Below are 12,976 nucleotides of genomic sequence, written 5' to 3' on the forward strand. Positions count from 1 at the left end.
GTGGAGCTCTCGGTCGTCGGCCTGCTGGCCGGCTCCTTCGCGGTCACCGCGCTGGCCCGGCGGCTCGGGGTGTCGCCGCCGCTGGTGCTCGTCGTCGCCGGGCTCGCACTGTCGTTCGTGCCGGGCGTCCCCGACTACGCGCTCGACCCGGAGCTGATCCTCACCCTGGTGCTGCCGCCGCTGCTCTACTCGGCGGCGCTGGACAGCTCCTACCTGCGGCTGCGGGCCAACCTGCGGGCGATCGGCATGCTCGCCGTCGGCGCGGTGCTGTTCACCACGCTCGCCGTCGGGCTGGCCGCCTGGTGGCTGGTGCCGGGGCTGCCGCTGGCCTCGGCCCTGGTGCTGGGGGCCGTGGTCGCCCCGCCCGACGCGGTGGCGGCCACCGCCGTCGGCCGCCGGCTGGGCCTGCCGCGCAAGGTGATGACCATCCTCGGCGGCGAGAGCCTGGTGAACGACGCCACCGCGCTGACCGCGTTCCGGGTGGCCGTCGCGCTCGCCGCCGGTGCCGGCTACGGCATCGCCGAGGGCCTCGGCGTGTTCGCGCTGGCCGCGGCCGGCGGCGCGGCGATCGGCTGGGCGCTGGGCTGGCTGGTGCACCGGGTGCGGCGGGCACTCGGCGACGGCGTGCTGGAGAGCGCGCTGGGCCTGCTGGTGCCCTTCGTCGGCTTCGTCGTCGCCGAGGAGGTGCACGCCTCCGGGGTGCTGGCGGTGGTCCTGGCCGGCCTCTACCTCGGCCACCGCTCGCCGCAGGCCGACCCGGTCGCCCGCCTGCAGGACCGCGCGGTGTGGCAGGCCGCCGACACGGTGCTCGAGGCGACGGTGTTCGCGCTCATCGGCCTGCAGCTGCCCACCGTCGTCGCCGGTGTGGGCCCCGACCTCGGCACGCTGACCGCCGTCGGGCTGGCCCTGGTCCTCGTCGCGCTGCTGGCCCGCGTCGCCTTCGTCTTCCCCACCGCCTACCTGCGCCCCGTCGCCCGCCGCCGGCCCGGCTGGGTCCCGCCGCCCTGGACCCACGCCGTGGTGATCTCGTGGGCCGGGATGCGCGGTGTGGTGTCGCTGGCCGCCGCGTCCGGCATCCCGCTGACCACGATGTCGGGCGACCCGTTCCCGGGCCGCGCCGAGGTGCTCTACCTGACCTTCGTGGTCACCGTCGGCACGCTGCTGCTGCACGGGCTGACGCTGCCCGCGGTGATCCGCCGCCTCGGCGTGCAGGCCTCGGAGGACTCCGCCGACGCGCTGGCCGAGGCGCAGGCGCAGTCCGACGCCGGCCGGGCCGCGGCCGCCCGGCTCGACGACCTCGACGACGGCGACCCGCTGCACGCGCAGGCGGTCACCGAGCTGCGGCAGCGCATCGAGGCGCGCACCAACGCCGCGTGGGAGCGGCTGGGCGGGCCGGTGCCCCACGGCGGCGAGACGCCGAGCGCGCGCTACCGGCGGCTGCGCCGGGCGATGCTCGAGGCCGAGCGCGAGGTGTTCGTCCGGCACCGCGACCAGCGGCGCATCGACGACGAGGTGTTCCGGCGGGTGCAGCACGAGCTCGACCTCGAGGAGGTCACGCTGCTGCGGGAGTGACCCCTTCCCGCCCGCGGGGTGCCGGTGGCACGGTGTGCCCCCGGGAGGACGGCGCGGTCCCCCAGGGGGAACGTCCTGTCCCGACCACCCGGAGGTCCGCCGTGGTCCCCTCCCCGCACACCCAGCCCAGCGCCGCCGCCGCGCACGTCGGCCCGCCGACGGTGCTCTTCGTCGGGGCACGCGACGCCGCCACGTCGCAGATGGCCGCCGCGCTGCTCGCCACCCACGCCGGCGGCCGGGTGCGCGCGCTGTCGGCCGGCTCCGCGCCCGCGGTCCGGGTCGACCCGGCGGCGGTGGCGGCGATGGCCGAGGTGGGCATCGACCTCACCACCCGCTTCCCCAAGCCGCTGACCGCCGACGCGGTGCTCGTCTCCGACGTGGTGGTCACCCTCGGCGGGGCCCAGCCGTGCCCGGTGCTGCCGGGCACCCGCTACCTCGCCTGGCCGGTCGAGGACCCCTCCGGTCGCGACGTCGCCGGCGTCCGCCCGGTGCGCGACGAGCTCGACCGCCGGGTGCGCGGCCTGCTCACCGAGCTCGGCTGACCCCCGTCCGCGCTCAGGTCCGGCCGAGGGCGGCCAGCCGCTCCGCGCGGGCGGCCCGCAGCAGCGCGGGCAGCCGCGGGTCGGCGAGCACGTCGGCGCCGCGGACGGCGACCTTGCGGAACGACCGGCCGGTGCCCTCGAGCAGCCCGCCGTCGAGCCCGGCCTCCGCGAGTGCGGCGCCGCGGTTGAGGCCCAGGTTGAGGTGCCGGTCGTAGACGTCGAGGTAGGCGTAGTGCTCGCTGTTCTTCCGGGGGCCCACGCCGTAGCCGACCGTGCGCTGGTGCGGCCAGACCACGCGGACGACGTCTGGGTCGAGTCCGCGGACCAGCGCGTCGGCGGTGCGCACGAGGTCGGCCGTCGCGGGCGTCAGCGCCGCGAGGAACGCGTCCCAGGTCTCGTCCACGACCACCCATCCTGCCCTGACCCTAGGCTGGCCGGGTCCGTCCCGACGGCTCCCCGGAGGTCCCCGTGCTGCTGCGCCTGCTCGGCCTGCTGGTGCTCGTCTGGCTGGTCGTGACCGTCGTCGGCTGGGTCGTCGAGGGCCTGTTCTGGCTGGCCGTCGTGGGGCTGGGTCTGCTCCTCGTCACCGGCGCCCTGGGCGTGCGGGAGCGCACCCGCCGCTGACCGGGGCCCAGCGGGGCGACCGGCCGCTGAGCACGAACCCGTTGCCGTCGGGGTCGCGGAAGACCGCCTGCCGGCCCCACCTCGGACACCACGCCCCGCAGCGCCCTGGGCGGCATCCGGTCGAACCAGGTGACCAGCGAGAGCGAGGTCGCCGCGCCGGGCGACCCGACCTGCACCCGGCGCGCCGGGCGCGGACCCGGCGTCGGCGAGCGGGACCGGTGGGGTCGGTGTCGAGGAGGGCACCGACGCGACGGGCTCCGGACGTGCCGGTGCCCCGGCCGCCGGGAGGCAGGCCGGGGCACCGGGGACCGGTGCGCCGTGGTCGGGGCGCGGTGGTCAGTGCGCGGCGACCGGGGTGGGCCGGGCCAGACGGACGCCGGCCGCCGCCACCAGGCTCACCGCGCCGAGGACGGCCAGCGCGGTGCCGAGACCGCCGAGGGCGCCGGTGAGCGCGAGGACGACGAGCGGGCAGACGAACTGCCCGATGAAGAAGGCCGACGTCCAGATGCCGGTGCCACGACCGCGCTGCTCGAAGCTCAGCGAGCCGAGGGCCCAGGTGAGCAGGGACGGCAGGATCAGCCCGTTGCCGAGACCGGTGACCACGGCGAACGCGATCACCGCGGGGACCGCCGAGGACAGGCCGAGGCCGACGATGCCGACGCCGGAGAGGGCGAAGGCGAGCGGCACGAGGACCGCCGGACCGCGCTTGGCCAGCCGGCCGAAGAGGATGCCGCCGACCGCGGTGCCGACCGACGCGATCGCGCTGGCGGCGCCGATGACCGCCGTGGACTCCACGCCGATGTCGTCGAGCTTGAAGGACAGCTGGACGATCAGGACGTAGAAGACCAGCCCGCCCACCAGGGACACCCCGATCGGGGCGGCGAGGCGACGCCACGGCAGGGCCGGCAGCTTCTCGGCGCGGGCCGCCGCCTGCGCCTGCGGCGCCGGCTGCCAGACCAGCTTGGCGGCCGCGAGCGCCAGCGGCAGGCTGACCGCGTACAGCCAGAACGGCGTCCGCCAGTCGGCCGCGCCCAACGCGCCGCCGACCCCGAAGAACACCGTGGCGGCGACGGTGGTGAAGACGACCTGCAGGCCGAAGTACCGCTCCCGCTGCGAGCCGTGGAAGTAGTCGGCCAGCAGGGTGGTGCAGCAGGTCATGATCGCCGCCTCGGTGAGGCCGAGGAGCACGCGGCTGGCCACGATCAGCTCCAGCGAGGGCAGCCACAGCGGCGCGGTGCCCACGAAGGCGTAGGCGACGAGCGAGCCGACGAGCAGGCGCTTGCGGCCCACCCGGTCGACGATGCGGCCGGCGATCATCGCGGTGAGACCGATGACCAGCGCCGGTGCGGTGAGCACGATCGGGGTCAGCGCCTCGACCCCCGGGGTGCCGGCGAAGGCGTCCTGGATGCGGGGCAGGACGGGTGCCAGCAGCACCGCGCCGAGCACCGCGAGGCAGCTGGACAGCAGCAGGACCAGCGCCTGCGGCCGGCCGGCCGGCCGACCGGTGGCGGGGTCGACGGCGACCTCACCGGCCAGCGGCTCCTCGGCCGGCCGCTCAGGGCTCAGGACGTTCTCCGACACGGGCGTCTCCATCGACGGGCGTGCCGGTCCCGGTGACCGGCATCACTGGCGGGACAGTGTCAGGACGCCGCCCGCCGAGCGGAAATCACTTGTTGTGCTGACCCCCATCGACCACGTCGATACCCGTCGACCGGCGGCCCACCGCCAGGGCGGCCGCTCGGACCACCAGGTCCCGCAGGTAGACGTGCTCGGGGTCGTCGTCGAAGACCGGGTGCCACCACATCGCCTCGATGAGCGGTCCGGCGTCGAAGGGGCACGGCAGCGCCCGGATCCCGGTGTCGAGGGGCAGCAGGTCGACCAGCCTGCGCTGCAGCAGCGCGACCCGGCCGGTGCCGGCGACCAGCGCGGGCACGGTCAGGAAGCTCTCCGTGACCACCTGGACGCGCGGCTCGATCCCCAGCATGCGCATCTGGCGCGCGGCCGGGGTCGACGCCGTCGGCCCGTGGTAGGTGGCCACCCAGGGGAGGGTCTCGAGGTCGGCGACGGTCAGGCCCACGTCCGCGACCGGGTTGTCCGCGGCCACCACGCAGACCCACTCGTCGCGGTACAGGTCGCGGCGGGACAGGTCGGTGAGGAACCCGGGCGGCAGGAAGAGGAGGTCGGCCGACAGCAGCGCCTGCTCGGCCCGGTCCACGATCGCCGGGGAGTGCGCGCTCAGCCGCAGCCGGGTGTGCGGCGCCTCTTCGGCCAGCAGGCCGGCCACGGTGTCCCCGAGCACCGTGACGACGTAGTCGCTGACGAGCAGGGTGAACTCGCGCGTCGAGGACGCCGGGTCGAACTCCGGCTGGGCGGAGAACACCCGCTCGACACCCGAGAGGGCGATGCGGGCGAGCTCCCGGAGCTGCACCGCGAGCGGCGTCAGGCGGTACTCGTTGCCGACGCGGGTGAGCAGCTCGTCGTCGAAGTGGCGGCGGAGCCGGGCCAGCGACGCCGAGAGCGCCGGCTGGCTCAGCCCCATCTGCGCGGCGGCCCGCGTGACGCTGCGCTGCTGCAGCAGGGCGTCGAGCGACACGAGCAGGTTGAGGTCCAGGCTCGCGAGGTTCACGGACGCACCGTATTGACGTCGTCGATGCCCGTCATCAGGCATTCGGTCTTCCCTCACTCGTGTGGGCTGGCCCACTGTCGAGGGCATGCACGAGACCCCTGACCGGCTGGACCGCAGCGATCCCGAGGGCGCCATCGCCGCCGCCGCGAAGCGCTGCTCGAACTGGGGCCGGTGGGGCGCCGACGACGTGCTCGGCACGCTCAACTTCCTCGACGACGCCAAGCGGCGCGAGGGCGCGGCGCTGGTCCGCCGGGGGGCGAGCTTCTCGCTGTCGCAGTCCTTCGACATGGACGGCCCGCAGAAGGGCTGGCGGCGGCGGAACAACCCCGTCCACACGATGACCGACACCGGCCTGGACGCCGAGCGCGGGGTGCAGGGCTTCCCGCACGGCATCGGCGGCGCCGACGACTACATCGCCATGCCGCTGCAGGCCTCCACGCAGTGGGACGGCCTCGGGCACATCTTCGACCACGGCATGGCCTGGAACGGGCGCCGTGCCGGCGACGTCGTGACCAGCCTGGGCGACGCGGTGACCGGCATCGAGACCGTCGCCGACCTGATCGCCGGGCGCGGGGTGCTGCTGGACGTCGGCCGGGCGGTCGGCACCGACGGGGAGCTGCCCGACGGCTTCGCGATCACCGCCGAGCACCTGGAGGCCACGATCGCCGCCCAGGGCGCGTCGTCGGCCGTTGGCCGGGGCGACCTGCTGCTGGTGCGCACCGGGCGACTCACCCGGGCGCGACGCGACATCGCCGAGGGCCGCGGCTGGGGCGACTACGCCGGCGGCGCGGCCCCCGGGCTGTCGTTCACCACCGCCGACTGGCTGCACGCCTCCGAGGTCGCCGGCGTCGCCACCGACACGTGGGGCTTCGAGGTCCGGCCCAACGAGTTCGACGTGGCCTTCCAGCCGCTGCACCAGGTGGCCATCCCGAACATGGGCCTGTTCATCGGCGAGATGTGGGACCTCGACGCGCTCGCCGCCGACTGCGCGCAGGACGGCCGCTACGACTTCTGGCTCACCGCCGCCCCCCTGCGCGTGACCGGCGCCGTCGGCGCCCCGGTCAACCCGATCGCCGTCAAGTAGCCGGACGAAGGAGTCCCGACATGCCCGCTGTGAACAGCGTCCTCGTCGTGGGCGGCGGCCTGGCCGGCGCCGCCACCGCGATCCACCTCGCGCAGGCCGGCGTCGCCGTCGACCTGGTCGAGATCAAGCCCGACGTCGCCGCCCTCGGCTCGGGCATCACCCTGCAGGGCAACGCGCTGCGCGAGCTCCGCACCCTCGGGGTGTGGGACCAGGTGCAGGCGGCCGGCTACGCCTTCGACGTCACCGGCATCCGCGCCCCCGATCCGCACGGCACCGTCGTCGCCGAGATCCCCGACGCCAAGACCGGCGGCCCGGACCTGCCCGCCGCCATGGGCATGCCCCGCCCCGAGCTGGCCCGGATCCTGGTCGACCGCGCGACGGAGGTCGGCGCCAAGGTGCGCTTCGGCACCACCCACACGGCGCTGGGCCAGGACGCCGACGGCGTCGACGTGACCTTCTCCGACGGTTCCACCGGCCGCTACGACGTCGTGGTCGGTGCGGACGGCGTCCGGTCGTGGACCCGGCGCGCGCTCGGCGTGGACCTGGAGACCCGGTCGGTCGGCATGGGCATCTGGCGGGCGTTCGGGCCGCGGCCGGCGAGCGTCACCCGCACCGACCTCTACTACGGCGGCCCCTCCTACATCGCCGGCTACTGCCCCACCGGTGAGGACTCCCTCTACGCCTACATCGTCGAGGACGCCCAGGACCGCAGCGCGCTGACCCCCGAGGAGCAGCTCGCCACGATGAAGGAGCTCTCCCGGGCCTACCACGGCCCCTGGGACGAGATCCGCGAGACGCTGACCGACCCGAGCCGGGTGAACTACACCTGGTTCGAGACGCACGTCCTCGACGAGCCGTGGAACCGCGGCCGGGTCGTGCTCATCGGCGACGCCGCGCACACCTGCCCGCCCACCATCGCCCAGGGCGGCGCCATGGCCCTGGAGGACGCCGTCGTCCTCGCCGAGCTGCTGGTCGAGCGGCCCGCGCTCGACCAGGACCTGTGGGACGCCTTCACGGCCCGCCGCCACCGGCGCGCGAAGACCGTCGTGGACGCGTCCAACCAGCTCGCCCAGTGGCAGCTCGACCACGTCCAGGGCGACATCCCCTCGATGATGCGCTCGATCGCCCAGCTCACCAGCCAGCCCGCCTGAGACAGGACCCTCCCTGCCCCCCACCGCTCGCACGCTCGCGGCGGGGCCCTGCGGGAGGGCCGCCCCGAAGGGATCCCGATGACCCAGCGACTGATCACCCACCTGCGGCACGTCGACCTCGCCGTGCCCGACTTCGCCCGGCAGCTCGACTTCTACTCCGGCACCTGGGGGCTGACGACCGAGCACACCGACACCGGCCTCGCCTTCCTGGCTGCCGAGGGGTCGCCGGAGCAGTACATCGTCCGGCTGCGCGAGGCGACCGACAAGCGCATCGACCTGATCAGCTTCGGCGCCAAGGACCGGGCCGACGTCGACACCCTCGCCGGGCGGCTGGCCGCCGACGGCGTCCAGCTGGTGCACGAGCCGACCGACCTGCAGACCCCCGGCGGCGGCTACGGCTTCCGGTTCTTCGACAACGAGGGCCGCACCATCGAGGTCAGCTCCGACGTCGAGGTCCGGCAGCACCGGACGATCGAGGAGGGCGAGTCGATCCCGGTGCGGCTGTCGCACGTGGTGATCAACTCCGCCGACCCCGAGGGCACCGTCGCCTTCTACGACAAGCACCTGGCCTTCTCGCTGTCGGACACGCTCATGCACCCGCGGATGGGCAACATGATGTGGTTCCTCCGCACCAACGCCTGGCACCACAGCATGGCCATCGCCCGGGGCCCGCACGCGTCGCTGCACCACGCCTCGTTCGAGATGCGCGGCATCGACGAGTACATGCGCGGCACCGGCCGGCTGCTGCGCGCCGGCGTGGAGAAGGTCTGGGGGCCGGGCCGGCACCTGGCCGGGAACAACACCTTCAGCTACTTCCTCGACCCGCACGGCAACACCGTCGAGTACACGACCGAGCTGGAGACCCTCGACGAGGACACCTGGCACCCGCACCTCTACGACATCAGCAACCCCGAGGTCTCCGACCAGTGGGGGACGGCGAACGCGATGAACGAGTTCGTCGCGCAGAAGTCGTTCAACGACCCGGACAAGGGCCTGTTCGTGGCCCCGCCGGTCTGATGCGGTTCGCCACCTGGGAGGCCGACGGCGTCGTCTCCGCCGGGGCCGTGTCCGACGCGGGCCTGCACGCGCTGCCGGAGGGGACGACGGTCCTCGACCTCGTCCGCGCCGGCCTGTCCGCCGCGCTGGAGGCGGGCGCCGAGGCGCTGCGCGGCCCCGCCGTGCCGGTCGACTCGGTCCGGCTGCTGCCGCCGCTGGAGGCGCCGACGGTGCGCGACTTCGTCGCCTTCGAGGAGCACGTCGAGGGCATGGTCGCGCCCAGCGGTGAGCCGGTCGCGCCGGAGTGGTACCAGGCGCCGACCTTCTACTTCACCAACCCGTACGCGCTGATCGGCGCGCACGACGACGTCGCGGTGCCGCCGGGCTCCCAGCGCTTCGACTTCGAGCTCGAGGTCGCCGCCGTCGTGGGGCGGGACGGCGCCTCGCTCACCCCGGAGCAGGCCCGCGAGGCGATCTTCGGCTACACGGTCCTCAACGACTGGTCGGCCCGCGACCTGCAGTTCCGGGAGATGGCCGTCCGGCTCGGCCCGGCCAAGGGCAAGGACTCCGCCACCACGCTCGGCCCGTGGCTGGTCACCGCCGACGAACTGGAGCCGCACCGCGACGACGAGGGCTTCCTGGCCCTGGACATGCGCGTCAGCGTCAACGGCACCGAGATCGGCCAGGACCTGCTGTCGAACATGGGCTGGCCGTTCGAGGAGCTCCTCGCCTACGCCTCCCGCGGCACCGAGGTGCGGGCCGGTGACGTGCTCGGCTCGGGCACCTGCGGCAACGGCGGGTGCCTCGGCGAGCTGTGGGGCCGCCGCGGTGAGCTCTCCCCTCCCCCGCTGCAGCCCGGCGACGTGGTGGAGATGACCGTCGAGGGGATCGGCACGATCCGCAACCGCGTCGTCGAGGGCGTCGACCTGCCGCCGGTGCGCGCCGCCCGCCCCCGGCCGCGCACCCGCAAGCGCCCGGCGTGAGCCTGACCGGCCGGGTCGTCGTCGTGACCGGCGCGGCCCAGGGACAGGGTGCGGCCGAGGCCCGGCTGCTGACCGCCGAGGGCGCGACCGTCGTCGCCACCGACGTGCAGGACGCCCCCGCCGAGGACCTCGGCGGGGCGGCCTACCGGCGGCTCGACGTCACCGACGCCGCCGGGTGGGCGGCGCTGGCCGCCGACCTGCGCGCCGAGCACGGCCGCGTGCACGGGCTGGTCGCCAACGCCGGGATCACGTGGCGCGCGCGCCTGGGGGACCTCGACCCCGCCGACCTCGCCCGGGTCGGCGAGGTCAACGTCACCGGCACGCTGCTCGGCATCCAGGCACTCACCCCGCTGATGACCGGCGGCGGGTCGGTCGTCGTCGTCGGCTCCGTCGCCGGGCTCACCGGCCACTACCCGGTCGCCTACACCACCTCGAAGTGGGCGCTGCGCGGCCTGGCCAAGGCCGCCTGCCTCGAACTCGGCCCGCGCGGCATCCGGGTCAACACCGTCCACCCCGGCTACGTCGAGACGCCGATGACCGCCTCGGCGGCGCCGGCGTTCCGCGCGGCCAACGTCGCCGAGACCCCGCTCGGCCGCACCGGCACCGTCGACGAGGTCGCGCCCCTGGTGGCGTTCCTCCTGTCCGACGGCGCCTCCTTCATCACCGGCGCCGAGATCCCCGTCGACGGCGGGATGACCGCCCACGGCGGCGTGAAGTCGATCAGCGACGCCGTCCGTACCGCCTGAGAGGAACTCCCGTGTTCGAGTACTTCCCCACCGGCCCCTACACCTGGAACCTCAGCGTCGTCGCCACGCTGAACTCCGGCGGGCTGATCGACGAGGTCGACCGCGCGTGCCGGCCGATCAAGGACGCCGCGAACGCCGGCGAGGACGCCGGGACGCCGGACTTCCTGCGCGCCTGGACCGCGCTGACCGACCAGCTCGTCGGCCAGGCCGAGGAGGCGGAGAAGGCCGGCCACGTGCGCACCGCCGGGCAGCTGTGGTTCCGCGCCAGCAACTACCTGGCGCAGGCCGAGCGGATGCTGGCCCACTCCGACCCGAACCGGGTGCCCACCTACCGGCGGATGCTGGAGATCGCGCAGAAGGCGTTCGAGACGCACAGCCCGCGCGTCTCCCGCGTGGAGGTCCCCTACGAGGGGACGACGCTGCCGGCGTACTTCTCCGCCGCGCCCGCCGCCGACGACGGCCCGGTGCCGGTGGTCGTGCTGGTCAACGGGCTGGACTCCACCAAGGAGCACATGTACGCCTCCGACCACTGGGAGGAGCTGGCCGCCCGCGGCATCTCCTGCCTGATGCTCGACCAGCCCGGCACCGGCGAGGCGCTGCGGCTGCAGGGGCTGACCGCCCGGGTGGACACCGAGGCGTGGGGCGCCGCCGCCGTCGACTACCTCGAGACGCGCGACGACGTCGACGCGTCGCGGATCGGGATCGTCGGCTGGTCACTGGGCGGCTACTACGCCCCGCGGGCGGCGGCGTTCGAGAAGCGCTTCGCGCTGTGCGTGGCGTGGGGCGCCAACCACGACTGGGGCGCGGTGCAGCGCCGCCGCCGGGAGCGCGAGGGCGAGCGTCCGGTGCCGCACTACTGGGAGCACGTGCTCTGGGTGTGGGGGCAGCAGGGCGACGAGAGCGACCTCGACGGGTTCCTCGACTTCGCCGACCAGGTGAACCTCGAGGGCGTCGTCGAGCAGATCACCGTGCCGTTCCTCGTCGCGCACGGCGCCAACGACCGGCAGATCCCGCTGGAGATGGCCCACCGCTCCTACGACCAGGCGGTCAACTCCCCCAAGCGGGAGCTGCGGGTGTTCACGCCCGAGGAGGGCGCCACCGAGCACATCGGCCTGGACCACCTGCCGTACGTGAGCACCTTCGTCGCCGACTGGGTCGCCGACACCTTCGCCGAGCTGGCCGCGCGGCGCGGCTGACCGCCGGGTGTCGACCTGCTGCGGTCTCCGGCCTCAGGAGGGCGCAGCAGGTCGACACCGGACGCTCACCAGAGCTCGATCGAGCGGGTGAACACCCCCGCCAGGTCGTCCTCGGTGACGTCCCGCGGGCAGGTGGCCAGCAGCCGCTGCTGCTTCATCGCGCCCTCGACCAGCGACGGGACGTCGCCCTCCCCGAACCCGACCGCGCCGATCCCGTTGGGGATGTCGATGTCGCGCATGAGGTCGGTCAGCACCGTGGGCAGGAACTCGGCCGGCTCGTCGGGGGTGCCGGCGTTGGGCGCGAGCAGCGACGCGGCGCGCAGGTGCCGCTCGGGCGCGGCCTCGAAGGTGAACCGGAAGGCCTCCGGCGCGGTCAGCGCCACCGACATCCCGTGCGGCACCATCGCGTGGTCGGCCGGGTAGTCCTTCGGGTGGAAGTCGCGCACCTGACCGGCGATCGGGTAGGCGTTGGCGTGCGGCACGTGGACGCCGGCGTTGCCGAAGCCCATCCCGGCGAAGGTGGCCGCCATGGCCATGTCCGCGCGGGCCTGCCGGTCGTCGCCGTGGCGCACCGCGCGCCGGAAGGAGCCGGCGAGCAGGGTGAGCGCCTTCTCCGACCACATGTCCGAGATCGGGTTGGACCCGCAGTAGGGCACCCGCTGCTCCGGGGCCTTGCGGTCGTAGGTGGTGTACCAGCGGGCGGTGTAGCTCTCCAGCGCGTGGCACAGGATGTCCATGCCCGAGGCCGCGGTGACCCCGGCCGGCTGGGTGAGCGTCAGCTCGGGGTCGATGACGGCGAGGGTGGGCCGCAGCCACGGGTGGCTGATGCCGGACTTCACCTTCTGCGCGAGCACGTCGAGCACGCAGATGGTGGTGCTCTCCGAGCCGGTGCCGGTCGTCGTCGGGACGGCGACCAGCGGCTTGAGCTGGTGCTCCGGGGCCCGTCCCTTCCCCACCGGCACGTTGACGTAGTCCATGAGCTCGCCGGGGTTGGTGGTGAGCAGGTCGACGGCCTTGGCGGTGTCGATGCTCGACCCGCCGCCGACGGCGACGAAGGCGTCCCACGGCCCCGACGAGCGGGCCTCCTCGGCCGCCGCGGCCAGGCTGGCGTCGGTGGGCTCGACCTGCGCGCCGTCGTAGACGTGCGCCTCGATGTCGAAGCGGGCCATCTGGTCGGCCACCCGCTGCGGCAGCCCGGTGGCCGCCACCCCGGGGTCGGTCACCACGAGGACCCTCCGGACGCCGAACCGGCTCAGGTCGTAGCCGATCTCGTCGGAGGCGCCGCTGCCGAACTTCAGCTGCGGCGCTCCGTAGGTGAAGACGGACTCGGACGTCGGGCTGCTCATGGCGGGTCCTCCCCCGGGGCGCGGTACCGGTCGCGGGCAGCGTCGCACGTGCTTGTGGTCGTGACCACAGCGCGGCAGGGTCAGCAGTGCTCCGCCGCCGTCGTCCGGAG

General features: G+C 74.6%; 13 protein-coding genes. 9 read left to right on the forward strand and 4 right to left on the reverse strand.

From position 1 onward, the window contains the following. The gene (locus LY71_RS12070) at positions 1-1,572 is read left to right on the forward strand and encodes a Na+/H+ antiporter (protein WP_106277755.1); all 1,572 of its coding nucleotides are present in this window, start codon (positions 1-3) and stop codon (positions 1,570-1,572) included. A 101-nt stretch (positions 1,573-1,673) separates the two neighbouring features. Continuing rightward, on the forward strand, positions 1,674-2,114 hold the full coding sequence (locus LY71_RS12075; protein ID WP_245887856.1) for an arsenate reductase/protein-tyrosine-phosphatase family protein: 441 nt from the start codon (positions 1,674-1,676) through the stop codon (positions 2,112-2,114). A gap of 13 nt (positions 2,115-2,127) precedes the next feature. Here LY71_RS12075 and LY71_RS12080 read toward each other — a convergent pair whose 3' ends face one another. After that, on the reverse strand, positions 2,128-2,517 hold the full coding sequence (locus LY71_RS12080) for a hypothetical protein (protein WP_146146128.1): 390 nt from the start codon (positions 2,515-2,517) through the stop codon (positions 2,128-2,130). A 65-nt stretch (positions 2,518-2,582) separates the two neighbouring features. Here LY71_RS12080 and LY71_RS23465 point away from each other — a divergent pair, with 65 nt between their 5' ends. Continuing rightward, positions 2,583-2,738, forward strand: a complete 156-nt coding sequence (locus LY71_RS23465; RefSeq protein ID WP_170121320.1) for a hypothetical protein — start codon at positions 2,583-2,585, stop codon at positions 2,736-2,738. Between the two features lie 336 nt (positions 2,739-3,074). Here LY71_RS23465 and LY71_RS12085 read toward each other — a convergent pair whose 3' ends face one another. Both LY71_RS12085 and LY71_RS12090 read right to left on the reverse strand, forming a co-directional pair. Beyond that, complete coding sequence (locus LY71_RS12085) at positions 3,075-4,319, reverse strand: MFS transporter (protein WP_211297296.1); 1,245 nt, start codon at positions 4,317-4,319, stop codon at positions 3,075-3,077. An 85-nt stretch (positions 4,320-4,404) separates the two neighbouring features. Continuing rightward, positions 4,405-5,364, reverse strand: a complete 960-nt coding sequence (locus LY71_RS12090) for a LysR family transcriptional regulator (RefSeq protein WP_106277761.1) — start codon at positions 5,362-5,364, stop codon at positions 4,405-4,407. An 85-nt stretch (positions 5,365-5,449) separates the two neighbouring features. On the opposite strand from LY71_RS12090, the gene LY71_RS12095 reads away from it, so the two are divergent. The 6 genes from LY71_RS12095 (at position 5,450) to LY71_RS12120 (ending at position 11,520) form a co-directional block, all read left to right on the forward strand. Further along, the gene (locus tag LY71_RS12095) at positions 5,450-6,448 is read left to right on the forward strand and encodes a cyclase family protein (protein WP_211297297.1); all 999 of its coding nucleotides are present in this window, start codon (positions 5,450-5,452) and stop codon (positions 6,446-6,448) included. Positions 6,449-6,468: 20 nt separating this feature from the next. After that, entirely contained in the window at positions 6,469-7,599 is a 1,131-nt protein-coding gene (locus LY71_RS12100) for an FAD-dependent oxidoreductase (protein WP_106277763.1), read from the forward strand. Positions 7,600-7,677: 78 nt separating this feature from the next. Continuing rightward, positions 7,678-8,616, forward strand: a complete 939-nt coding sequence (locus tag LY71_RS12105; protein WP_106277765.1) for a VOC family protein — start codon at positions 7,678-7,680, stop codon at positions 8,614-8,616. After that, a complete protein-coding gene (locus tag LY71_RS12110; RefSeq protein ID WP_106277767.1) occupies positions 8,616-9,578 on the forward strand; it encodes a fumarylacetoacetate hydrolase family protein in 963 nt (320 codons plus the stop codon). Before LY71_RS12105 ends, LY71_RS12110 begins: the two co-directional genes overlap by 1 nt. Continuing rightward, positions 9,575-10,324: an SDR family NAD(P)-dependent oxidoreductase gene (locus LY71_RS12115; RefSeq protein WP_211297298.1), complete on the forward strand. Its 750-nt coding sequence runs from the start codon at positions 9,575-9,577 to the stop codon at positions 10,322-10,324. The genes LY71_RS12110 and LY71_RS12115 overlap by 4 nt, the downstream gene beginning before the upstream one ends. Positions 10,325-10,335: 11 nt before the next feature. Next, positions 10,336-11,520 (forward strand): alpha/beta hydrolase family protein, encoded by a 1,185-nt coding sequence (locus LY71_RS12120; RefSeq protein ID WP_106277769.1) that lies wholly within the window; start codon positions 10,336-10,338, stop codon positions 11,518-11,520. Positions 11,521-11,585: 65 nt separating this feature from the next. Here LY71_RS12120 and LY71_RS12125 read toward each other — a convergent pair whose 3' ends face one another. Further along, positions 11,586-12,866: a hydroxyacid-oxoacid transhydrogenase gene (locus LY71_RS12125; protein ID WP_106277771.1), complete on the reverse strand. Its 1,281-nt coding sequence runs from the start codon at positions 12,864-12,866 to the stop codon at positions 11,586-11,588. Between the last annotated feature and the right edge of the window lie 110 nt (positions 12,867-12,976).

Origin of the sequence: Geodermatophilus tzadiensis, from assembly GCF_003002915.1 — a bacterium.
In the GTDB taxonomy this organism is placed as follows: Bacteria; Actinomycetota; Actinomycetes; order Mycobacteriales; family Geodermatophilaceae; genus Geodermatophilus; species Geodermatophilus tzadiensis.